The following is a 23,341-nucleotide window of genomic DNA, read 5'->3' as shown; positions in this document are numbered from 1 at the left end:
TGCGACGTAGTCCGCATCCGTAGCTGACGTACGGCTCACGAAGGGGACCGGCCCATGGCCGGTCCCCTTCGGCAGGTCACCGGCGCCCGCACCGGATTGTCCGGAAACGGCCGATGTCACGCTTCGGAGATCCGGCTTCCCATCACCGCGGCGAACGCGTCGGGGTCGTCGTCGAAGCCGCGCACGCCCGCCCGGAACACCCAGGGCCCCGAGCCCTCCCTGGCGAACTCCCCGATGACCGCCGCGGTTGCCCACGCGACGCCGGAGAAGTCGTTCTCGGCCAGAATGGTGTAACCCTCGCCGATCTCCATCGCCGTGCTCCCTATGGCGCCGAAGGTCTTGTGGCCGTCGCGCTGCTGGATGGCGACACCGACCACCACCCGCCCGTACCGGTCGGCCAGCCGGTCCAGCTCGATGGTCATGACCTCGTCGAAGCCGAAACCCTGGCCGGTGCGGCTGTCCCGGTTCAGCGTGATGGTGCCGTCCGGCGAGCGGCTGTCGAAGTGCACCAGGTAGGCGGGGGCGCCGTACGGCTCGTCGACCGGGTAGGTCGCCGCGATGATGTCGAGGTCGTTGGCCGCCGCCCCGTGCGGGCTGGGGTCCCATTTGACCCGCACCTCGACCTTTTCGATGTCCTTGTTCGGAGTGCTCAAGGGACTTCCCTCCCGGCCGACGGCCCACGGACCGTTCTCATCACCCGATACACGATTGACCCGATCATGTACGGAACCGGCCGCGGAACCAACTGCCCCCGTCATGGACGGCGGATTCGGGCCATCCGTCCGCCGCGCCGGGTCCCTCACCCCAGATAGAGGCACCGCTCGGCCAGCCCTTCGAGCTCGAAGGCGAAGTGCAGGGCCATCAGCGGATTGACGAAGAGTTCGCTGCTCTTGGTGCGCGAGGTGAACTGCACGTCCCCGAACTCCCCCGTACGGCTGCCGTTATGGAACCGTTGACGATGCTGGGGTGGTCCGGCGTCTGTTCCTGGGCATGGGCGACCGCGTCGAGGAACAGTGCGCCCTCCCGGGTCGTACGGGGTACGGAGAACGCCCCCAGATACGCGCCCGCGCGCTCCAGCCCCGCGATGTTCTCCAGGACCAGGCCGTGGCTCACCCCGTGATAGGCGTCGACCCCGAACCCGATGGACACGACGAGGCGTTCGGGGCCCTCGATGCCGGCGAGCGCGGCAACACTGGCCAGATCCTCCTCCGGCGTGCCGAGCCCCGCCTCGTCCCCGCGCATCAGGATGTCCGTGCTGCCGTCCACGAGGACGACGGCGTCGATGTCGTACCGCTCGATCAGCGCGCCCGGTACGCGGCGCGCAACGGCTGGACCCCGACCCGTGACAGCGCGTGCACCGTGCCGGGGTAGCCGTGCTGGGTGAGCCACCGGGCGAGGGCGCGCTCGGGGAAGTACGGCTGGTGCGGGGCCGTGTCCGGGGTGATCACCGCCAGATCGGGGGCCACCCAGGATTCCAACGGCAGCCCGGCGTAGATGTCGAAGCCCCCTCCCGCTCCCGCGACGAGGACGCTCCGGGCGGAGTCGAGCCGACTGAACAGGGGGTGGGCGTGCAGCGCTGTCATGGCGATCATTGTGCGAGCGCGACGACCCCTTGGGGCGCACTCCCCGGGACCGTGACGCGTGCCACCTTCCGCGCCGTACGATGGCGCGGTGCTGGTGAAGTGGATTCGCTGTTCCGTGGTGGACCGTCATGGTTTCGAACGGGGACAGCGGAAGTGGGCGGGGCTGCTCGGCGAGCCGGGGTTCAGAGGACAGAGCGGCGGGTGGAGCCGAACGCGCCCCGACGTCGCCCATGTCTTCGCGTTCTGGGAGAACCGCGTCTTCTACGACTCCTTCATGGCCCGCGGGCACGACCGGCTGGCGGCCGGACAGTCGGGCATGTTCCGCGATATGCAGGTCACCCTCTTCGAGCGCCGCTTCGACGTGAAGACGGGCTTCGAGCCCCACTTCGCGGAGGCGGACGTCGTCAGGGTCGCGCACAGCCGGGTGCACGAGGAGCGCGCCGAGCACTTCGTGTTGATGCAGAAGCAGGTGTGGAATCCCGCCATGGCCGGATCACCCGGCATACTGCGCGGCGTGTTCGGCGAGGCGCCCGGCAATGAGTTCCTCGCGCTGTCCCTGTGGAAGTCGAGCGCCGAGCGCGGCAAGTACCGCGCGGCGGGGGCCGAGCGGCTGGCGGCCCGTGCGCAGACCGAGACGGACGTGATCGAGCTGACGGGAGACGTCGTGGAGCTGGAACCGTCCTGGACGGTGTGACCCCGGGCGGCCTCCTCCCGCCGCCCCGACCGGTCGTGCGGTCGCGATCCGATCTAGGCTCGGGACATGGCACGACCGCAGCGCATTGTCCTCGTCCGGCACGGTGAGTCCGAGGGCAACGCCGACGACACGGTGTACGAGCGGGAGCCCGACCACGCGCTCCGGCTCACCGACACGGGTCTGCGGCAGGCCCGGGAGACCGGGGAGGGGCTGCGCGAGCAGTTCGGCGGGGAACGGGTGAGCGTCTACATCTCGCCGTACCGCCGCACCCACGAGACGTTCCGGTCCTTCGGCCTCGACCCGGCGCGCGTCCGGGTCCGCGAGGAGCCCCGGCTGCGCGAGCAGGACTGGGGCAACTGGCAGGACCGGGACGACGTACGGCTGCAGAAGGCCTACCGGGACGCGTACGGGCACTTCTTCTACCGGTTCGCCCAGGGCGAGTCCGGCGCCGACGTCTACGACCGGGTCGGGGCGTTCCTGGAGAGCCTGCACCGGAGCTTCGAGGAGCCGGACCACCCGGAGAACGTCCTGCTGGTCACCCACGGACTGACGATGCGGCTGTTCTGCATGCGCTGGTTCCACTGGTCGGTCGCGGAGTTCGAGTCGCTGTCCAACCCGGGCAACGGCGAGACGCGGACCCTGCTGCTGGGCGAGAACGGCCGTTACACCCTCGACCGGCCCTTCCAGCACTGGCGGACCCCTGAGCCGTACGGCCGCACCGGATAGAGTGGCAGGGCGATGACCGCTGATTCTGCTTCCGAGCGGCGCTTCGAACGCGCCCTGGCCAGCCTGCGTGGGCTGTCCGTGGGAGACGCCCTGGGCTCCCAGTTCTTCGTCCCCGTCAACTACCCCCTGCTGAAACAGCGGGCCCTGCCGCCCGGGCCCTGGCAGTGGACCGACGACACCGAGATGGCCTGCTCGGTCCTCGCCGTGCTCACCGCGCACGGCCGCATCGACCAGGACGCGCTCGCCCGCTCCTTCGCCGAGCACCACGACTTCGACCGGGGCTACGGCCCCGCCGTCAACCGGCTCCTCAGGCTCGTGCGGGAGGGTGGCGACTGGCGGGAACTGGCCTCGGCGCTCTTCAAGGGCCAGGGTTCCTGGGGCAACGGTTCGGCGATGCGTATCGCCCCGCTCGGCGCCTGGTACGCGGACGATCCCGAGCAGGCCACCCATCAGGCGGAGATCTCCTCGTACACCACGCACCAGCACCGCGAGGCCGTCGTGGGCGCGATGGCCGTCGCCGCCGCCGCGTCGCTCGCCGCCGCCCCCGGCGGACCGCCGAGCCCCGAGGACCTCCTCGACGGCGTCATCGCGCTCGTGCCCCGCAGCGCCGTCGGCGCGGGGCTGCGCCGGGCCCGCGACATGCTGGACTACCGGGACGCCGGGACGGTCGCCGCGGTCCTCGGCAACGGCCGCCGGACCAGCGCCCACGACACCGTGCCGTTCGCGCTCTGGTCGGCCGCCAGGAGCCTCGGGGACTACGAGGAGGCGTTCTGGGTCACGGCCCAGGCGGGCGGCGACGTGGACACGACGTGCGCGATCGTCGGCGGTGTCGTCGCCTCGGGGGAGGCCGGAGCGCCGCCCGCCGACTGGCTGGCACAGACCGAGGAACCGCCGGAGTGGCTGACCCCGGCCCTGCGCTGACCCTGTCTGTCACGGTCCTGCCACAGGATCACTCTGTGTGTCCGTGAAGGGTTTACGAACGCGAGTTCGGGATTACTCTTTCGCCCACGCCGCCCCTGGTTGATCTTGAGGGCGTGCGCCGAATGAGACGCCGGGGACGGGCGTTCGGCTCCCGGCCGCGCGTGGACCCGGTGGGGGAGGGGTCCCAATGTCAGATCAGCCGTCCGAGGCGTCCAGACCGCCGGAGGAGTCCCAGGAAGCCGGTACGCCCCGGCCACCGGAACCGCCGGAGCCGGTAGCGGTCTCCGAGGTCGCACAAACAGCCGAAACAGCCGAAACAGCCGAAACACCGGCGGCGGACACGAAGCAGTCCTCCGGGGCGCCGCAGTCCGGGACGCAGCCGTCCGAGGCACCGCCGTCCCGTGCGAAAACCTCCGGTGCGCAGGCCACCGGTGCGCAGGCCTCCGGTGCCGCGCGGCCGGGCGACCCCTGGCAGTACGCCGCGGGGGCGCCCGGCGCCAAGGACGACGACGGTGTGACAGCCCGGCTCCGGCCGGCCGCTCCGCCGCTGATCCGCCCCGCCGTGCTCTGGTCGGTCCTGGCCACCGCCGTCCTGAGCGCGCTCTTCCTGGGCGAGGGGCTCGGGGTGAACCTCCTGATCGTGGCGGTGCCCGCCGCGCTGGCCGCGTACTTCGCCGCGCGTTCGGCGGGCCGCCGGCTGCGGCCCTGGACCGCGACCTGGGCGGTGGGAGGGCTCGCGCTGCTCGTGGTGCCGGCGCTCCGGGACGCGGGCTGGCCCACCTTCCTCGCCGTCGTGTCGGCCTTCGCGCTCGGCTCGCTGGCGCTGCACGGCAGCCGCAGCTGGCTGGGCGTGCTGATCGGCTCGCTGGGCCTCTTCGACTCGGTCGTCCCCGGCATCATCTGGGGCGTGCGGGGGATCCGCGCACGGGCCGACGGTTCCCGGGCCCGCTGGGGAGCCGCGCTGCGCACCACGGCGGTCGCTCTCGTACTGCTGGTGGTGTTCGGAACCCTCTTCGCCAGCGCGGACGCCGCGTTCGCCGATCTGCTGGGCAGCCTGATGCCCGACGCCTCGGTCGGCGAGGGACCGTGGCGGATCTTCCTGTTCGCACTGGGCCTGGCCGGGGCGCTCGCCGCCGCGTACGCCGCGGCGGCCCCGGTGCGCTGGGACGGGCTCACCGTCCGGCCCGGCAAACCCCGCGGACGGGCCGAATGGGCCCTTCCGCTGATCGTGCTCAACCTGCTCTTCGCCTCGTTCATCGCCCTCCAGCTCGTCGTCCTCCTCGGGGGCTACGACAAGGTGCGGGCGGAGACCGGGCTCGATCACGCCGAGTACGCCCGCCAGGGCTTCTGGCAGCTGCTGTGGGCCACCCTGCTCACCCTCCTCGTGATCGCCCTGGCCCTGCGCTGGGCGCCGCGCGGCGGCACCCGGGACCGGACGCTGGTGCGCGCCGTCCTCGGCACCCTGTGCGTGCTCACCCTCGTCGTGGTCGCCTCGGCGCTGCGCCGCATGGACCTGTACGTCGACGAGTACGGCCTGACCAGGCTCCGGATATCCGTGGCCGCGATGGAGCTCTGGCTCGGACTGGTGCTGGTCCTGATCCTGGCGGCCGGGGTCTTCGGGGCCCGGTTCCTGCCGCGGGCCATCGCGGTGAGTGCGGCGGCCGGGGTCCTGGCGTTCGGGCTGCTCTCGCCGGACGGGCTGATCGCCGAGCAGAACGTCCAGCGTTTCGAGGACGGCAAGTCGACCGCCATCGACATCGACTACGTCAAGGACCTGTCCGCCGACGCCGTACCGGCCCTGGACCGACTGCCCGAACCGGAACGCTCCTGTGCGCTGCGGATCATCCAGAACGAGGTCCTGTACGCCGACACCCCCTGGTACGCGACCAGCTGGGGAGAGGCGCGGGCGAAGGAGATCCTGGAGAAGCGCCCGGTGAAGGGCGACGGACGCGACTGCTACAGCGTGGGCAGAGGCGGATCCCGCGACGGATACGAGCCGGACGAGGACGGCTACGACCCGTACTGACCGGACGGCCTTCCGGGCCCGCGGGTGTTCCGAGCCCGCGGGTCCAGGGGGCCCGGAGGCCTCCGGACCCGCCTCCGATGGCTGATTCGCGGTCTGCACGGCGCCCCGGGGTGTTGCTGCCGTGGCTCTCGGCGTACGCTGGCTGGCGCCATGCCGTACGAACCACCCACGCACACCGTCGAGCGCTCGCTTCGCGCTACCACCGGTGCCAGGACCGTCGCCGGTGTCGATGAGGTCGGACGCGGTGCGTGGGCCGGACCCGTCACCGTGTGTGCGGCCGTCACCGGCCTGCGCCGACCGCCCGAAGGCCTCACCGATTCCAAGCTGTTGACCCCCCGGCGGCGTGCCGAACTCGCTCCCGTGCTGGAGAGCTGGGTCACTGCCTACGCCCTGGGCGACGCCTCGCCGGAGGAGATCGACGACCTCGGAATGACCGCCGCCCTCCGGCTCGCTGCCGTGCGGGCCCTGGACGGGCTGCCGGTACGGCCCGACGCGGTGATCCTCGACGGCAAGCACGACTATCTGGGCGCTCCCTGGAAGGTCCGCACCGTGATCAAGGGCGACCAGTCCTGTATCGCGGTCGCGGCGGCCTCGGTGATCGCCAAGGTGCGCCGTGACCGGATGATGGCCGAGCTGGGCGCCGCGTCCGACGCGTACACCGACTTCGCCTTCGGTGCCAACGCGGGGTATCCCTCGCCCGTGCACCGGGCCGCGCTGGAGGAGCGGGGGCCCACGGCCCATCACCGCCTCTCCTGGGCGTATCTGGACGCGCTGCCCCGGTGGCAGCACCTGAAGAAGGTCCGTTTTTCCGCCGAGGCGGCCGCACTCGAAAGCGGGGGCCAGCTCGGCTTCGAATTCTGATCGCGCACACGCGCCCCTTTTACCGACGCCGACGACATCGGCGTTCGCCACAGACCACCTTCATGCCTGATCTCCGAGGAGCCTCAGATTCCCGAGAGCGCCCAGGGTCCCCGCGTCACTCCGGCCGCCGGCCGCACCGCGCCGACCCCCCGTCCCGTACCCGGTCCGCGTTCCGCGGCCACCCCGCGTCCCGGTCGTCCGGGCCCGCGTCCCGCACCCCCGGCGCCCCGTGCCCCCGCGGCACCCGCTCCGGCGGCACCCGCCGCTCAGGCGCCCACCCGCCCGGAGCCTGCCGAGGACCGTTCCGCACCGCAGATCCAGCTGATCCCGGCCCCGGCGGCCGGTGCGCTCGACGCGGCCGAGGAAGCCGTCGACCTGCTGCTGGAGTCCGGTCGCGCGCCGGGCGACATCCTGGTGCTCACCACCGGCGAACAGCACCCGTGGGCCGTCCACGAGCTGTCCTTCGGCGAAGCCGCCTACTGGGCCCAGCACGACGCGGGCGACGACGTCTTCTTCGCCGACGTCTCCGCGGTCGACCGGGCGAAGCCCCGGCCCGTCGTCGTCGTGGCGGTCAACGGGGACGCCGGTGACGCCGTCGCCCGCGCGCTGCCCGTCGCACGTGACCGCGCCGCCGCGCTGCTGATCGTCTGCGGAGACCCGCAGACGGTCAACTCCGCACTCGGCGCGGGCGTCTGAACCGTCGTACCCGTCGTACGCAGGAGCCCCGGCCGCCGTCACGGGCGGCCGGGGCTCAGCTTCCGGTGCGCTCCCCGGTCACCGGGCGGCCGAGCGGCGCAGCGCCTGGGCGGAGCCGCCACCGGTCCGCGTCAGCGCGGGCTGCTGTTCGGTGACGAGGCCCGACAGCGGGGCCGGCTCCGACAGGGAGCTGGGCCGCCGTCCGCCCCGCCCCTCGCCGAGCACCTGCCAGCCCCCGCCGGTCAGCGTGATGTACGCACCGCACCGGAGCCCGTGCAGGGTGCAGGCGTCCCGCAGGCCCCACATCCACGCGCCGTCCTCCTCGGTCCACCGCTCGTCGCCGTCGCGGCAGTAGAGAAGCACGGCTGTACGCACCGGAGTACGCCGGCGCAGATCGTGCGGGATGACGCGCCGCAGGTGGGCGAGCAGGGCGTTGCGGAAGTGCCAGCCGTCCGCCGCCACCGTGTCCCGGCGCGTGAACGAGGAGCTCGCCGTGAGCCGTTCCTCATGGTCGAGGACCGCCACGACGGCGGTGGCGGGCGTCGGCCGGTGCCGGGAGTGCAGCCCGCTGACGACCTCGCGCGGACTGCGCAGCAGCGGTATCCCCGCCGAGGCCCACTCGGCGGGTTCGAGCATCCGGGCAAGGCGGTTGACGGAGTCCGCGGCACCCGGTGGGGTCGAGAACGCCGATATCGAAGTGGCTGAGGACGGGGCGAATCCGAAGGTCATGGTCCTCCCTTCGCTACGCGCCCATGGTGCGGGCAGGGTCGGGTGAGGGCGCGCCGCGGCACAGCCCTTCCGGGCCCGACGAGAACTGTGCGGGGAGCAGTCCCAATTCTTCCTGGCGTATCGGCAGGCGGCAACGAGCAATTGACGACGCTGACGGGTATCAGTCGGAATGCCACTGATATCCCTGCCCAGCCCCGGCCGGATGACGCCTCCTGTCACCCCCGAACCGTGAGGACCAGCGGAAACACCCTGCTGCGCCAGGCCGCGGATTGGGCCGTTGTCGGTGCCGTGAGGTTGCATGGGGGTATGAGCAACCAGGAGCTGCGTGCAGAGGCCGACGCCATCCTCGCTGAGCTGGTCGGCGACCCGGGAGGTCCGGCGCGGCTGCGGGAGGACCAGTGGCAGGCGGTGGCGGCGCTGGTGGAGGAGCGCCGACGGGCGCTGGTGGTCCAGCGCACCGGCTGGGGCAAGTCCGCGGTGTATTTCGTCGCCACCGCTCTCCTGCGCCGACGCGGCTCCGGCCCCACCGTGATCATCTCGCCGCTGCTGGCGCTGATGCGCAACCAGGTCGAGTCGGCGGCACGGGCGGGCATCCAGGCACGCACCATCAACTCGGCCAACCCGGAGGAGTGGGACACGATCTACGGGGAGGTCGAGCGCGGCGAGACCGACGTTCTCCTGGTCAGTCCGGAACGTCTCAATTCCGTCGACTTCCGCGATCAGGTGCTTCCCCGGCTCGCGGCCACCACCGGTCTGCTGGTGGTCGACGAGGCGCACTGCATCTCCGACTGGGGCCATGACTTCCGCCCCGACTACCGCCGGCTGCGGGCGATGCTGGCCGAGCTGCCCGAAGGCGTGCCGGTGCTCGCCACCACCGCGACCGCCAACGCGCGGGTGACGGCGGACGTGGCGGACCAGCTGGGCACGGGAGCCGGCGAGGCCCTGGTGCTCCGCGGCCCGCTGGAGCGGGAGAGCCTGCGGCTCGGTGTGGTGCGGCTGCCGGACGCCGCGCACCGCCTGGCCTGGCTCGCCGAGCACCTGGACGAGCTGGCGGGCTCGGGGATCATCTACACCCTCACCGTCGCCGCGGCCGAGGAGGCCACCGCCTTCCTCCGGCAGCGCGGCTTCCCGGTGGCCTCGTACACCGGGAAGACGGAGAACGCCGACCGGCTCCAGGCCGAGGTCGACCTCCAGGAGAACCGGGTCAAGGCGCTGGTCGCCACGTCGGCCCTGGGCATGGGCTACGACAAGCCCGACCTTGGGTTCGTGGTGCACCTCGGCTCGCCGTCCTCGCCGATCGCCTACTACCAGCAGGTGGGGCGCGCGGGGCGCGGGGTGGCCCACGCCGATGTGCTGCTGCTGCCGGGCAAGGAGGACGAGGCGATCTGGCGCTACTTCGCGGACACCGCCTTCCCGCCCGAGGCCCAGGTCCGCCAGACCCTCTCGACCCTCGCCGACGCGGGCCGGCCGCTGTCGGTGCCGGCCCTGGAAGCGGCCGTGGACCTTCGGCGTGCGCGGCTGGAGAGCATGCTCAAGGTCCTCGACGTGGACGGCGCGGTCAAGCGGGTGAAGGGCGGCTGGAGCGCCACGGGTGAGGCCTGGGTCTACGACTCCGAGCGGTACGCCTGGGTGGCCCGGCAGCGGGCGGCCGAGCAGCAGGCCATGCGTGATTACGTGAGCGCGTCGCAGTGCCGGATGGAGTTCCTGCGACAGCAGCTGGACGACGAGGGAGCCGCCCCGTGCGGCCGCTGCGACAACTGCGTGGGGCCCTGGGCCGATCCCTCGGTCTCGCCCGAGGCGTTGACGGGGGCGGCGAAGGAGCTGGACCGCCCGGGGGTGGAGATCGAGCCGCGCCGGATGTGGCCGACGGGGATGCCCGCACTGGGCGTCGACCTCAAGGGGCGTATCCCGGTCAAGGAGCAGTGCTCCACCGGTCGTGCCCTGGGCCGCCTCTCGGACATCGGCTGGGGCAACCGGCTGCGGCCGCTGCTGGCCGCGAACGCGCCCGACGGCCCGGTCCCCGATGACGTCCTGCGGGCCGCGGTCGCCGTCCTGGCCGACTGGGCGCGCTCCCCGGGCGGTTGGGCGCCGGACGTGCCGGACGCCTCGGCCCGGCCGGTGGGGGTCGTCGCCGTGCCGTCCCTGACCCGCCCGCAACTGGTCGGCTCCCTCGCCGAGGGGGTCGCGACCGTCGGCCGTCTCCCGTTCCTGGGCACGCTGACGCGCACCGGGCCGAACGGCGCGCACACCGCACGCCGCAGCAACTCCGCCCAGCGTCTCAGGACGCTCTCCGGGGCCTTCGCCGTTCCCGGGGAGCTGGCCGACGCTCTCGCCCGCACACCCGGCCCCGTCCTGCTCGTGGACGACTGCACGGACTCCGGGTGGACCCTCGCCGTCGCCGCCCGGTTGCTCCGGCAGGCGGGCGCCGACCAGGTCCTGCCTCTGGTTCTCACCACGGCGGGCTGAAAGGGCCCGCCGCAGGGCCGGTCGCCGTTCGGACGCCGAGAGCGCGGGCGTACCAGGGCAGGCCAACGGGGCCGGGGGCGACGGGGAGGGGTCGTTCGGGTTCACCGTTGGAGCAAGGGCGGCCGGTTCGTCAGCGCGTACCAGTCCTTCGCCTGGTTCTACGCCGTCAACACCGGCCGGATCGCCATCCGGCACGGGCTGAAGGGGCCGAGCAGCGCCATCGTCACCGACCAGGCGGCCACGTTCGACCCCGACCCGGACGACCCCGCCGCCGACGGTCTGGAGCGGGCGATACGTGCCGCCCTCGCGGACGCGGACCGCGCCGAAGCGGCTGCGCTCACCGCCGTGTTCAGTTCACGCGGAGTGCCGGTCGCCGCACCGAAGGCGCAGACCGGCCGCCTGTACGCGGGCGGTGCCGTCCTCGACCTGGCCTCCGCGCTGCTCGCCCTGCGCGACGGCACTGGTGCCGGCCCGGGGTGAGGGCGGATTCAACGCGGCTGCGGTGGTCACCCGCACCGACTGATGTCCCGACGAGCAGATGAAGTGGACGAATCGACAATCCGGTACCTGGGCACCGGACGGAAGGAAACCACCATGAGCGCGAACGAGCTGACAGCACTGAGCATCGACGTCTTCACCCGCATCCTGCGCGAGTGAGCCGGTGAGGACGAGGCCGTGGACCTCAGCGGAGAGATCGCCGACCTGCCGTTCACCTACCTCGGCTACGACTCCCTCGCCCTGCTGGAGGTCGCGGGCCGCATCACCCGCGACCAAGATCCGCCGGACGCGCCCTGGGCCTGCCCGCTGTCGGTGAGGTCTACTCGATCGGCTCGATGCCCGCGCGCAGGAGTGCGTAGGTGTACGCGTCCTTCAGCGCGCCCCAGGAGGCGGCGATGACGTTCTCGGCGACGCCGACGGTCGACCATTCGCCTTCGCTGTCGCTGGTGGAGATCAGGACGCGGGTAGTGGAGGACGTGCCGTGCTTGCCCTCCAGGATGCGGACCTTGTAGTCCACCAGCTTCAGCTTGGCGAGCTGGGGGTAGATGCGCTCCAGGCCGCCCCGCGCCGCCTCGTCCAGGGCGTTGACCAGGCCGTTGCCCTCGGCGGTCGCGACGATACGCTCGCCCTTGGCCCACAGCTTCACGGTGGCCTCGCTGTCGTGGGTGCCGTCGGGGCGGTCCTCGATGATGGCCCGCCAGGATTCCACCCGGAAGTAGCGCCGGGCCCGGCCCTCGACCTCCTCGCGCAGCAGCAGCTCGAAGGAGGCATCGGCCGCCTCGTAGGTGTAGCCCTTGAGTTCGCGGGCCTTGACGCGGTCCACGACGCGGCCGATCAGCTCGCGGTCGCCGCCGAGGTCGACGCCGAGTTCCTTGCCTTTGAGCTCGATGGAAGCCCGCCCGGCCATGTCCGAGACGAGCATCCGGATGCGGTTGCCCACCAGGTCGGGATCGATGTGCTGGTAGAGGTCGGGATCGACCTTGATGGCGGAGGCGTGCAGGCCCGCCTTGTGGGCGAAGGCGGAGAGGCCCACGTAGGGCTGGTGGGTGGAGGGGGCGAGGTTGACGACCTCGGCGATGGCGTGCGAGACCCGGGTCATCTCGCGCAGCGCGCCCTCGGGCAGGACCCGTTTGCCGTACTTGAGCTCCAGGGCCGCCACGACGGGGAAGAGGTTGGCGTTGCCGGCGCGCTCGCCGTAGCCGTTGGCGGTGCACTGCACGTGGGTGGCGCCCGCGTCGACGGCGGCCAGGGTGTTGGCTATCGCACAACCGGTGTCGTCGTGGGCGTGGATGCCGAGGCGCGCGCCGGTGTCGGTGATGACTGCCGCTACGGTCGACTGGATCTGGGCGGGCAACATGCCGCCGTTGGTGTCGCACAGGACGACCACGTCGGCACCTGCCTCGGCGGCGGTCCGTACGACGGACTTGGCGTAGGCGGGGTCGGCGCGGTAGCCGTCGAAGAAGTGCTCGCAGTCGACGAAGACCCGGCGCCCCTGGGCCACGAGGTGGGAGACGGTGTCGCGGACCATCTCCAGGTTCTCCTCCCGAGTGGTGCGCAGGGCCAGCTCCACGTGCCGGTCGTGGGACTTGGCGACCAGTGTGATGACCGGGGCGCCGGAGGCGAGCAGTGCCTGGACCTGCAGGTCGTCGCTCGCCTTGCCGCCCGGGCGGCGGGTGGCGCCGAACGCGACGAGTTGGGCGTGCCGGAAGGTGATCTCTTGCTTGGCGCGGGCGAAGAACTCCGTGTCGCGGGGGTTCGCGCCGGGCCAGCCGCCTTCGATGAAGCCGACACCGGAGTCGTCCAGGTGCTGAGCGATGGTCAGCTTGTCCGCGACGGTGAGGTTGATGCCCTCGCGTTGCGCGCCGTCGCGGAGGGTGGTGTCGAAGACGTGGAACGCATCGTCGGGTGTGCTGGGTTCCGTCATGCTGATCTGGCTCCTGTGTCGGATCTCGTGACTTGCGAGAGCAGCGGAGACTTGGGAGGCGTTGGTCACTTCGGAGGTGGTGGTGGCTTCGCGGCACGCGACGACGGGAGACGCGCCCTGAGGAATCGGCGCGCGGCGCCGAAGCCGCAGGGCGGTCCCGCACAGTCATCGCCGGGCACCGGGCGCCCGGTGCAGCCCGGTCACGGTCGTCGTGCGGAGTGACCACCGCACAGCCGATCAGGATCTGCGCCTGGGCAGCCCGCCGTACAGGGAGCGAGGAGTGCCCTCAGCCTGTCAGGCGTCGCTCGTCCGCGTCGCGGAACACGGCGCACAGGTCGCGCAGCGCCGCTTCCAGGTGGTCGGTCTCCTCCTGCGTCAGGTGCAGGGAAGGGGCGAACCGCAAGGTGTTCGGGGCGCTGGCCGTCGGCAGGACCCTGATGCGGTGTGCTCCGAGGAGGTAGCCGGCCGCGACATAGCCCAGGAAGCCCCCTTGGGCGGCGCCGCTGATCGTCGCGGAGGCGGAGCCGGACTGGTCGTGGAGTTCCAGGCCCTGGAGCAGGCCCTTGCCTCGGGTGTCCTTGACGACTTCGGGATAGTCCGCCCGCACCCGGTCGAGTGCCGCGCGCAGCATCTCGCCGCGCTCCACGACCTGCTGGTACGCCGCGCCGCCGTCCGCCTCCAGCAGTTCCACTACCTTATGGGCGATGGCGGTGGAGAAGCCGTCCTTGGCGAAGGTCGAGCTGTGCACCATCTCGAACTCGCCGCGGTAGCGCTTCTGGTGCACCAGGACGACCGAGCTCTTGGCGATGCCGCCGCCCAAGCTCTTGGAGAGTACGTAGTAGTCGCCGCGCAGACCCACCAGGGAGGAAGCGAGGAAGGCGCCGGTGCGGCCGAGACCCGTCTGGATCTCGTCGATCAGCAGCGGACAGTCCGCCGCGGCGGCCACGCTCTGGAGGTGCTCCGCCGAGGCGCGGTCCAGCACACGGATGCCGCCCTCGCCCTGGATCGGTTCCAGCAGGAAGGCGCAGAAGGCGGGGAAGTCACGCTCCACGACGTCGGCGACGTCGTCGGTGACGACCACGTCGAGGACGCGCGCCTGGTCCCGTATGCCGTCCACGGTCTTGGTGAGGACGTCCGGCTGGTTCGGCGGCACGAAGTGCGCCTGGGTGCCGAGGCCGCCGAAAGCCGAGCGGAACGCGCTGTTGTGAGTGAGCTGCACGCTGCCCGTCAGCTTCCCGTGGAACGAACCTTCCAGGGCCAGCAGCACCGGAGGGCGGCCCGCGACTTCGCCGTTGCGGCGGGCCACGGCGTCCAGGAGGTGTTCGAGGGCCTCCGCGGGTGATCCGGCGGCGGTCGCGGGCGGCGCCTGTATGCCGACCGCGGCGAAGGCGGAGTCCGCCACTTGCAGGCGGCCCTCCTTCGCCGCTTCCCGCGCCTCTTGGACGTGCCCCCCGATCTCGCCCATCAGCGCCGACACCTTGAGCACGCGGTCGAACTCGGCGTGCTTGACGGCCGTTTCGATCGCCTCGGCACCGGTGCTGGCGAAGTGCGCGAAGTAGGGCTCGGTGGTGCCGGTCTCGCGCGAGACGATCTCGTTGAGCCGCACCGCGAGCCGGTTGGCGGCGGAGTGGCCCGAGAACTGGGCGTACACCGGGATCCCGGAGTCCAGAACGGCCTTCGCGTGGGCGGTGAGCTCCGCGTTGTTATGGCCCAGGATCAGCGACGCGTAGCCGCCGCAGTAGTCGGTGACGGGCACTTCTTCGCCATCGGCACCGAGATGGAAGACCGTGTTTCCTTCGGCTCGCACGTATTCGACACCAAGGCCCGCATTCGACAACACGGTGGTCAGATACGGTTCGGTGAGCTGGGGTTCCGTTGCTGTCGAGTCCATCGTCTCTCCTTCGGTGCGGGGGTGCGGTTACTCACCCGCCCTTCCCCGCTGTGCCGCCACGTTGGTGTGAGCCTAGGAAATCTGTACCGGGTGGGAAACAGCACCCGCTAATGCGCTGGTAATCCCGTATTCGCACCGGAGCGTGCTCGGGCGGTGGACGTGTTGTGAGCGGCGTGCGCCTACTTTGGCTGCGTTCTTCCGACTGCTGCGAAAGAGGCTCGGAAGGCCACGCAAATCGACCACGAGGAGTCGCTCGCCATGAAGTTTTGTGCAGAAGGCCACGCGGTCGTGGTGGGGGCCGGCCCGGCGGGCCTCTTCGCTGCCCGGGTACTGGCCGACGTCTTCGAGCGGGTGACCGTCGTGGAGCGGGACGGTACGGGCGATGAGCAGCGGCGCGGCGTTCCGCAGAGCGGACACGCGCACGACTTCCTGATCCGGGGCCACCAGATCGCGGAGGAGCTCTTCCCCGGCCTCGGCGATGAGTTGGTGGCCGGTGGGGCCCACGCCGGGGACATCGGGCGCGACATGCGCTGGGTGATTGCCGGCCGCCCTCTGGTCAAGGGGGACTCCGGCCTGTCCACCGTGGTCAGTTCCCGCACCTTCAGGGAGCGCCACCTGCGGGCCCGTGTGGAGGAGCTGCCGCGCGTGACCGTGCTCGGCGGACAGGACGTAGAAGGGCTCTCCTTCAGCGAGGACGGCAGCGTCGTCGACGGGGTACTACTGGCGGGCGACAAGGGCGGAAAGCTCGCGGCCGACCTCGTCGTGGACGCCTCGGGGCGTGGCTCGCGCACCCCGGTGTGGCTGGAGGAGCACGGCCACGGCCGGGTCGAGGAGGAGAAGCTCAAGGTCGACGTGGGGTACGCGACCCGCATCGTACGGGCGCCGGCCGACGTCTTCGCCGGGGACGTCTGCGTCAATGTCCTCGCCTCTCCCGACTCCCCGCGCGGGGGAGCGTGCCAGCGGGTGGAGGGCGACCGCGTCGTGGTGACGCTCTACGGCGTGCTCGGTGACCACCCGCCGGTCGATCCCGAGGGCTTCAACGCCTTCGCCAAATCCCTGGCGGCCCCCGACATCCACGAGATCCTGGAGGTCTCCGAGCCTCTCTCGGCGGCGCGGCGCTACCGCTTCCCGGCCGCTCTGCGGCGCCGCTACGAAAGCATGGACTCTTTCCCCCGCGGGCTCCTGGTGCTCGGCGACGCCGTGTGCAGCCTCAACCCCCGCTACGGGCAGGGCATGGCGTTCGCCGCGATGCAGGCCTCGGCGCTGTCCGACCACCTGCGTGCGGAAGAGCAGCTTCCGGAGCCGGACGTCTACTTCCGGCGGCTCGCCGAGCAGGCCGTCGACCCGGTGTGGGGCATGACGCTGCTCGGCGACCTCAGTTTCCCCGGGGTCCAGGGAGAGCGGACCCCAGAGATGCTGGAGGCGCTGGAGCTCGTGGGGCGGACCCAGTTCGCGGCCACCTTCGACGGGCAGCTGGCCCTCAGCTGCCTGCGGGTCTTCGGGCTGCTCGACCCGCCGACCGTGCTGCTGGACCCCGCGATCCAGGAGCGTGTCCACAAGACGCTGTCCCGGCAGCCGGCCTAGGGGTGTCCGGCGGATCAGGGCCGGACAGGCCGTGCCAGGCGTCGTGGGCCCGGCCAAGATCCGCCGGACGCGCCCTGGCCCGGCTGTGGAGCAGTACGCCGTCCACCGATGTCAGACACGAACACCAGAACCGACAAGGAAGTGTGAGACATGGATCTCGGATACGCAGGCAAGACCGTCGTAGTGACCGCGGCAGGCCGGGGCATCGGAGCCGCGGTGACCAGCACGCTACTGGCGGAGGGGGCGCACGTCCTCGGGGCGGACGTGGAGGTTTCCACGGAGCTGAAGGAGAGCGGTGCCCTCACCTTCGAAGGGGACCTGACGACCGAAGAGGGCGCCAGGCTGCTGGCCGAGCGGGCGGCCGAGGAGTTCCCGGAGGGAGTCGACGTCCTGGTAAACGGGGTCGGCGGACTGGCCGGTCTGCCGCTCACCGGCCTGGACGGGCTCACTGAGGAGGTCTGGCAGCGCGGCTTCGACCTCAACCTCAACTCGGCGGTCCGGGTGACCCGGGCACTGCTGCCGCAGCTCAGGGAGTCCGTGGTGAGCATCGCTTCCAGCGTCGGCCGGTGGCCGGGCCAGGGCCCGTACTTCTACGCGTCGTCGAAGGCAGCCCTGCGGGCGTGGTCCAAGGGACTGGCGGACGACCTCGGCAAGCGGGGAATCCGGGTGAACTCCGTCTCTCCCGGGCTGATCAGGACGCCGCTGTGGGACGAGTACGGGCCCCGTCTGAGCAAGGAATGGGGCGTCGATTCCTTCGAGCAGTTCGAGCAGGAGTTTCCCGCCATGGCCCACATCACGGCGGGGCGGTGGGGAACGCCGCAGGAGGTCGCCAACCTGATCGCTTTCCTGGGTTCGCCGGTCGCCGCCTACATCACCGGGGCCGACTATCTGATCGACGGCGGTATGGAGAAGGTTCTCTGAGTCCGGCACATAAGAGGCCGCCGAGCTGACGGCGAAAGTTCCCAGTATCTTCATCGGCCGTTCCCGCGAGTGGAGGGGAACGGCCGAATCGGCTCCTTGGGCTGCTTCGACCTGTCACATGCACGTGTGGAGTGGGTCACCCTGCGTAGGACCGGCGAGAGTCTCATCTCTCGCCGGTCCTGCTTTCTGTGCGCACGGTTCTCAGGAGCGACGCGACACAGGTATCACGTAGCGGCTGAACAGCAGTTCACGCAGCACGTCGTCGCCGCCCTCGACGAGGGAGACGTACCGCATGTCCCTGAGCAGTTTCCCGATCGGCAACTCGTGTGTGTACCCGAGGCCGCCGAACATCTCGGACCCGGCACTCGCGATGTTCCAGCCCGCCTGGCCGCAGAAGAGCTTCGCCGTCAGCGCCGACTTCAGGATGCCCTTCCGGGTGAACACCTTGGTGGCGTCCGGCCCCGCCATGATCTCGTCGTACTCGCGGGCCGCCCTGAGGCAGTGGCCCTTCATGACGTCGATCTGCATCTCCATCTGCCCGATCTTCTGCGCAAGCACCGGGCTTTCGAGCAGAGAACCCCCGCGGAACCGCTTCTCCTTCGCGTACGTCATGCAGAGATCGCGGATGCGCCTGGCGACGCCGATCGCGGTCGCCGCGATGAGGGTGCGGCTGGCGTTGAGCCCCGTCTCCAGGAGGCGCAGCCCCGAACCGGGCAGGCAGTAGGCGGCGGGCACCCGGACGTTGTCCAGCCGCACCGCGTAGGTGTGCGAGGCGCGCAGACCGATGACGTCCCAGCGCTTGACGATCTCGATCCCCGGCGTGTCCCTCGGGACCACGACCGCGAGGTACTCGTCGGGGTCCTCGGCGCCCCTGGCGATGACGACGAGGAAGTCGGCGAAGTCCGCGTTGGTCGCGAAGAACTTCTCGCCGGTGAGGACGAGGTCCCCGCCGGACCGCGCGGCGACCGTCTCGATTCTGTTCAGCTCACTGCCCGCCGCGCGCTCGCTGCCCAGCGCGGCACAGAACGTCCCGTCGGCCGCCATGGGCGCGAGGAAGCGGGCCTTGAGGTCGTCCGATCCGTGCAGCTGGACCATGCTGCTGCCGAGAATCGACACCAGCAGCGCGAAGGCCACGCCGGCATCCCCGTAGGAGAGCTCGTTGACGATCTCGACGCCGTCCTCGAGGGGGAGGCCGCGGCCCCCCACATCCTCGGGCAGCCACCAGTTGGCGAGTCCCGTCGCAGCGAACGTCTCGAACAATTGCAGGGGTTTCTCCGACAGAGAGTCCAGCTTATCGTTGTCGCTGCCGAGTTCGCTTGTGACAAACTGTCGCACTATCTCCAGGTCTTTTGCTTCCATTTCATGGAAGTTAACGCTGCCCGTTCATTGCGCGGGCACCTGTTCGGAACCGATGTCCCATTACCCTCCGATTACCGGACGGAGAGCATTCTCCTCCCTTCATGCTCCATCTTGGTCCTGTGGCTTCATGCCACGTCGAGGGCTGGAAAGCAGGACTTACGGGAGCGGAAAGGAGACACCAGCTGATGAGGTACGAGGACCTGTACATCACCGGAGTCGGCGTCCACATACCCGGGCGGGTGAAGGCCGCGGACGCCGTGGAGCGCGGTGACTTCGACGAACGGCTGGCACGGCAGACGGACATGGCCTCCGTCGCCGTCTCGGACGGCGCGGCGGCGCCGGAGATGGCGGTCGAGGCCGCTCGCACGGCACTGCGGCGCTCCGGGACCGGCCCTCTGGACATCGACCTGATCCTGCACGCCGATGTCCACTACCAGGGACACGACTGCTGGGCTCCTGCCTCCTACATCCAGCGTGAGGCGGTGGGCAACCGCTGCCCCGCCATCGAGGTACGTCAGCTCTCCAACGGTGGGATGGCGGCCCTGGAACTGGCCGCCCGCGCGCTCGACGGCAACGGTCTCCCCACCAGCTCGGCCCTGCTCACCACGGGCGACCGGTTCTGCGAGCCGGGCTACGACCGGTGGCACAGCGATCCGGGCACGGTGTTCGGCGACGCCGGCACCTCGCTCGTCCTGTCCCACCGGCCCGGCTTCGCCCAGTTGCGCAGCCTGTGCACTGTCTCCGAGCCGGAACTCGAGAAGATGCACAGGGGCGACGATCCGTTCGGAGCGGAGCCGTTCGAAGTCCGTCAGCCCATGGACGCGGAGGCGACCAAGCAGGCATTCCTCAACGAGGTGGGCACCTCCTACAGTCTCGCCCGCGTGCAGGCCGGCCAGTCGGAGGTGCTCAAGCGGGCGCTCCACGACGCCGGGTGCGAACTCTCCGACATCGACTGGTTCGTGCTGCCGCACTTCGGCCGCCGCCGCATCACCCAGACGTTCCTCCAGCCCTGGGGCATCGACTTCCCCGCGACCACCTGGTCCTGGGGCAGGACCGTGGGGCACCTCGGCGCCGGCGACCAGATCGCGGGCCTCGCCTACCTCGCGGAGTCGGGCAGCGCCAAGCCGGGGCAGCGCTGCCTCATGGCGGGCATCGGAGCGGGGTTCACCTGGTCGTGCGCCGTGGTGGAGATCCGGCGGACCCCCTCGTGGGACACCCCGTAGGTCTTGTCGACAGGTCGAAATGCTTCGTGCCCGCCATCGGCTATCCGGAAAAAGGCGGGTACCGAGGCTCCCTTCATACGCGGCAGAACGCATGGTTACCGGCGCATTGTTGTGCCTGATTAGGGTTTCCAGCGGGTGCAGAAGCTACTCGCAGAGCATCGTTCCGGTAGGAGAACGCAGTGTCTAAAGAACCGTCCGGCGGCGAACTTCAGATGGAGGGGATCGCGGTCGTCGGTATGTCGTGCTGGGCACCGAACGCGACCGGCCTCACGGCTTTCTGGCGCCTGGTGAGCGCTGACACCTCCAGGGCGTCCGGGGCGGATGCCGAGGAGGACGTGAGCAGCGGCACCGGAGAAGCCGGCCCGTTCGACGCGGAGTTCTTCGGGCTCACCGCGAGCGAGGCCGCCTCCCTCGGCCCGCGCGCGCGTCTGCTGCTCGAACTGTCCTGGGAAGCGTTGGAGGACGCTGCCCTCCTCCCCGCCGAACTGCGCGGCACCCCGGCCGGGGTCGGAGTGTTCGTCGGCGCGAGCGCGAGCGCGAACGACACGGACGCGGCCGTGGTCTCCGGCAATCTGGGACTCGTCGGCCCGAGCCGCACCGAGGACCCGGGCCCCTCCTCCTCGGCAGCCGCGCTCGGCCGGGCATGCGAGAGCCTGCGCTGCGGCGAGAGCACCACCGCACTCGTGGCGGGGCCGCTCGTGCTCCCCGCGCCGGGCGCCCTCGGTGGTGACGGCGCCGCGGTCCTCGTACTCAAGCCCCTGAGGCGGGCCCTGTCCGACGGCGACCGCATCCACGGAGTCCTTGCCGCCGGCACCACCGGCGAGGACGACGGCCCCGCGGCCGGCATCACCGAGGTCCTCACGGTGCTGTTGCGCCTCCGCGAGCAGGGGCAGGAGTCCGGCCACGACGACCCGGACCGTGCGACGACGACCACCGGCCACCCCATCGTCGAGGCGCCACCGCTCGGTGACCGATCCGCTCCCGACCACGGCACTCCCCACTGGTTCGCGCCCGCCGACGGCGGCGCTCCGGCCGTGATTCCTTGGCCGCTGTCGGGCCACACCCCCTCCGCGCTGCGCCGTCAGGCGGCTGCCCTGCTCACCCTGGCCGAGGGTGACCGGAGCGTGCGTCCGCAGGACATCGGCCGGTCCCTGGCCGGCGGACGCACCGTGTTCTCCCACCGTGCCGTCGCTCTCGGGAACAGCCGGGAGGAACTGCTGGCCTCGCTCCGGGAGGTGGCCGACGGACACACGTTCACCGGACCCCTCGCCGGACCGGACAGCGGCCGTACCGCCTTCGTCTTCCCCGACACCGCGGAGAGCACCGACCCCGCCCGCCTCGTGCGGTCGGCGGCCGAACTGTGCGAGGCGTCACCGGCATTCGCTGCGCGCATCGCCGAATGCGACGAAGCGATGGCGGAGTTCGCGGACTGGCGGCTCAGCGAGGTGATCCGGGGCGCTCAGGGCCCCTCACCGACCGACTCGCCCGAGATCGCTCGGGCCATCCGCTTCGCGCACACGGTGGCGCTCGCCGAGGTGTGGCGCTCCTACGGTGTGGTCCCGCGCCGCGTCGTGGCGGAGACGGTCAGCGCCGAGGCAGCCGCCTGCGTCGCGGGATCGCTCTCGCTGCGCGACGCCGTGCGCTCCGTCGTCTCGGTGCCCCGGCACCCGGTGCACCTGTCGCCCGGAGACGGCTCCATGCCCTGCCACCTGGCGTCCCGGGACAGCCTTCAGGAAGCCGTCCGTGCCGTACTGGACGACGGCACCGCCGTCTTCATCGAAATCTCTCCCCACCCCGTGCTGGCGGGCGAGCTGATACGGACCGCGGCTGACATGGACCGGTCCTGCGCCGTCATCACATCCCTGCGTGACACCGAACCCGCCTGGCGCAGGCTGACGGCCGCCCTGGCCGAGGCGTTCGCGAAGGGCGTGGCCGTCGACTGGCGGAACGCCTTCGAGGGCAGCGACGCGCACCGGGTGGACCTGCCGCCCTACGCCTTCCCGCGCACGGGCCCCGGGGCACGGAAACCGCGCCCGGACGCCCCCGCGCAGGGTTCGGACGCCGCCTCCGCCCCCTCCGCGGACGGTACCGCCGTGGCGGGCGGCCAAGGGAACAGCAAGGAACTGGTACGGCTCGTACTCGCCCAGGCCGCCGCCGTCCTCGACGACGAGCAGTTCGGCCCCGCCGAGAAGAGCGTGTCGTTCAGGGACCTCGGCCTCGACTCGCAGTCCGCGATGGCCGTGACCAACCGGCTCGCCGAGGCGACCGGCCTGCGCCTGCCCGCCACCTTGCTCTACGACCACCCCACCCCCGAGGCGGTGGCGGGTTACCTGGAGGACCTTCGCAACGGGGTCACCCGGAAGCCGAGCCACGCACCGGCGGAGGCGGCACGGACCCGCCGCCGCGTTCGGCAGGACGAGCCGATCGCCATCGTCGGCATGGCCTGCCGCTATCCCGGAGGGGTGGACTCCCCGGAGGACCTGTGGCAGGTCGTAGCCGAGGGGCGCGACGTCATCTCCCCCTTCCCCACGACCCGGGGCTGGGACAAGGACGTCTACGACCCGGATCCCGAGAACTCCGGGCACAGCTACACGCGCAGCGGCGGATTCCTGGACGGTGTGGGCGACTTCGACGCCGCCTTCTTCGGGATCGCACCCCGCGACGCGCTGGCCATGGACCCGCAGCAGCGGCTGATGCTGGAGGTCGCCTGGGAAGCCGTCGAGCGGGCGAAGCTCGATCCGCACGACCTCCACGGCTCGCGCACCGGCGTGTTCGTCGGCGCGCTCGCCCCGGACTACGGCCCCCGCATGCACGAGGCCCCCGAGGACGTCGAAGGGCACGTACTGACCGGCACCCAGGCCAGTGTCATCTCCGGGCGCATCGCGTACCACCTCGGACTGACCGGACCCGCCCTCACCATCGACACGGCCTGCTCCTCGTCCCTCGTAGCCCTGCATACGGCGATGCGTTCCCTGCGCACACAGGAGTCCGACATGGCGTTGGCCGGCGGTGTGACCGTCATGGCCACGCCCGGCCTCTTCCTGGAGTTCTCGCGGCAGCGGGGTCTGGCCGCGGACGGGCGGTGCAAGGCGTTCGCGGCGGCCGCGGACGGCACGGGCTTCGCCGAGGGTGCGGGGGTGCTGTTGCTGGAGCGGTTGTCGGACGCTCGTCGCCTGGGCCATGAGGTTCTCGCGGTGTTGAGGGGTTCGGCGATCAATCAGGACGGTGCGTCCAATGGT

General features: G+C 71.2%; 16 protein-coding genes and 2 pseudogenes. 12 read left to right on the top strand and 6 right to left on the bottom strand.

The features are described 5' to 3' along the window. Positions 1–116: 116 nt before the first annotated feature. Together ACIQPT_RS35930 and ACIQPT_RS35925 are read right to left on the bottom strand one after the other, a co-directional pair. On the bottom strand, positions 117–653 hold the full coding sequence (locus ACIQPT_RS35930; RefSeq protein ID WP_401162330.1) for a TerD family protein: 537 nt from the start codon (positions 651–653) through the stop codon (positions 117–119). A gap of 152 nt (positions 654–805) precedes the next feature. Further along, positions 806–1,583, bottom strand: a pseudogene (locus ACIQPT_RS35925) (DUF1152 domain-containing protein); the annotation flags it as partial. Between the two features lie 88 nt (positions 1,584–1,671). Between ACIQPT_RS35925 and ACIQPT_RS35920 the strand changes: the two are divergent. From ACIQPT_RS35920 to ACIQPT_RS35895, 6 genes are all read left to right on the top strand, one after another. Then, on the top strand, positions 1,672–2,277 hold the full coding sequence (locus tag ACIQPT_RS35920) for a YdbC family protein (RefSeq protein WP_401162328.1): 606 nt from the start codon (positions 1,672–1,674) through the stop codon (positions 2,275–2,277). A 66-nt stretch (positions 2,278–2,343) separates the two neighbouring features. After that, on the top strand, positions 2,344–3,003 hold the full coding sequence (locus tag ACIQPT_RS35915) for a histidine phosphatase family protein (protein WP_401162326.1): 660 nt from the start codon (positions 2,344–2,346) through the stop codon (positions 3,001–3,003). A 12-nt stretch (positions 3,004–3,015) separates the two neighbouring features. Then, entirely contained in the window at positions 3,016–3,924 is a 909-nt protein-coding gene (locus tag ACIQPT_RS35910; RefSeq protein WP_401162325.1) for an ADP-ribosylglycohydrolase family protein, read from the top strand. Between the two features lie 187 nt (positions 3,925–4,111). After that, positions 4,112–5,950, top strand: a complete 1,839-nt coding sequence (locus ACIQPT_RS35905; RefSeq protein WP_401162324.1) for a DUF4153 domain-containing protein — start codon at positions 4,112–4,114, stop codon at positions 5,948–5,950. A gap of 150 nt (positions 5,951–6,100) precedes the next feature. Next, positions 6,101–6,811: a ribonuclease HII gene (locus ACIQPT_RS35900; RefSeq protein WP_401162323.1), complete on the top strand. Its 711-nt coding sequence runs from the start codon at positions 6,101–6,103 to the stop codon at positions 6,809–6,811. 66 nt (positions 6,812–6,877) lie between these two features. Beyond that, positions 6,878–7,507: a hypothetical protein gene (locus tag ACIQPT_RS35895; RefSeq protein ID WP_401162366.1), complete on the top strand. Its 630-nt coding sequence runs from the start codon at positions 6,878–6,880 to the stop codon at positions 7,505–7,507. A gap of 78 nt (positions 7,508–7,585) precedes the next feature. Here ACIQPT_RS35895 and ACIQPT_RS35890 read toward each other — a convergent pair whose 3' ends face one another. Continuing rightward, positions 7,586–8,236, bottom strand: a complete 651-nt coding sequence (locus ACIQPT_RS35890; RefSeq protein ID WP_401162322.1) for a hypothetical protein — start codon at positions 8,234–8,236, stop codon at positions 7,586–7,588. Positions 8,237–8,542: 306 nt separating this feature from the next. Between ACIQPT_RS35890 and ACIQPT_RS35885 the strand changes: the two genes are divergently transcribed. Together ACIQPT_RS35885 and ACIQPT_RS35880 are read left to right on the top strand one after the other, a co-directional pair. Then, entirely contained in the window at positions 8,543–10,702 is a 2,160-nt protein-coding gene (locus ACIQPT_RS35885; RefSeq protein WP_401162320.1) for a RecQ family ATP-dependent DNA helicase, read from the top strand. Positions 10,703–10,810: 108 nt separating this feature from the next. Continuing rightward, positions 10,811–11,225 (top strand): annotated as a pseudogene (locus ACIQPT_RS35880) (ketosynthase chain-length factor); the annotation flags it as partial. Positions 11,226–11,519: 294 nt separating this feature from the next. On the opposite strand, the gene cimA reads toward ACIQPT_RS35880, so the two are convergent. Then, a complete protein-coding gene (gene cimA, locus ACIQPT_RS35875; RefSeq protein ID WP_401162319.1) occupies positions 11,520–13,124 on the bottom strand; it encodes a citramalate synthase in 1,605 nt (534 codons plus the stop codon). Positions 13,125–13,410: 286 nt separating this feature from the next. After that, a complete protein-coding gene (locus ACIQPT_RS35870) occupies positions 13,411–15,015 on the bottom strand; it encodes an aminotransferase class III-fold pyridoxal phosphate-dependent enzyme (RefSeq protein ID WP_401162317.1) in 1,605 nt (534 codons plus the stop codon). Positions 15,016–15,273: 258 nt separating this feature from the next. Between ACIQPT_RS35870 and ACIQPT_RS35865 the strand changes: the two genes are divergently transcribed. After that, positions 15,274–16,599: an FAD-dependent oxidoreductase gene (locus ACIQPT_RS35865; RefSeq protein WP_401162315.1), complete on the top strand. Its 1,326-nt coding sequence runs from the start codon at positions 15,274–15,276 to the stop codon at positions 16,597–16,599. Positions 16,600–16,749: 150 nt separating this feature from the next. After that, complete coding sequence (locus ACIQPT_RS35860) at positions 16,750–17,520, top strand: SDR family NAD(P)-dependent oxidoreductase (RefSeq protein ID WP_401162314.1); 771 nt, start codon at positions 16,750–16,752, stop codon at positions 17,518–17,520. Positions 17,521–17,721: 201 nt separating this feature from the next. Here ACIQPT_RS35860 and ACIQPT_RS35855 read toward each other — a convergent pair whose 3' ends face one another. Beyond that, entirely contained in the window at positions 17,722–18,879 is a 1,158-nt protein-coding gene (locus ACIQPT_RS35855; protein ID WP_401162313.1) for an acyl-CoA dehydrogenase family protein, read from the bottom strand. Positions 18,880–19,064: 185 nt separating this feature from the next. On the opposite strand from ACIQPT_RS35855, the gene ACIQPT_RS35850 reads away from it, so the two are divergent. Together ACIQPT_RS35850 and ACIQPT_RS35845 are read left to right on the top strand one after the other, a co-directional pair. Then, positions 19,065–20,102, top strand: a complete 1,038-nt coding sequence (locus tag ACIQPT_RS35850) for a ketoacyl-ACP synthase III family protein (protein WP_401162312.1) — start codon at positions 19,065–19,067, stop codon at positions 20,100–20,102. A gap of 179 nt (positions 20,103–20,281) precedes the next feature. After that, a partial coding sequence (locus ACIQPT_RS35845) for a beta-ketoacyl synthase N-terminal-like domain-containing protein (RefSeq protein WP_401162310.1) occupies positions 20,282–23,341 on the top strand: 3,060 nt, incomplete at its 3' end.

The sequence above is a fragment of the Streptomyces sp. NPDC091289 genome, assembly GCF_044757365.1.
Lineage (GTDB): Bacteria > Actinomycetota > Actinomycetes > Streptomycetales > Streptomycetaceae > Streptomyces.
Note: the sequence above shows the minus strand (reverse complement) of the source record. Positions and strands in the feature narration are given on the sequence as shown.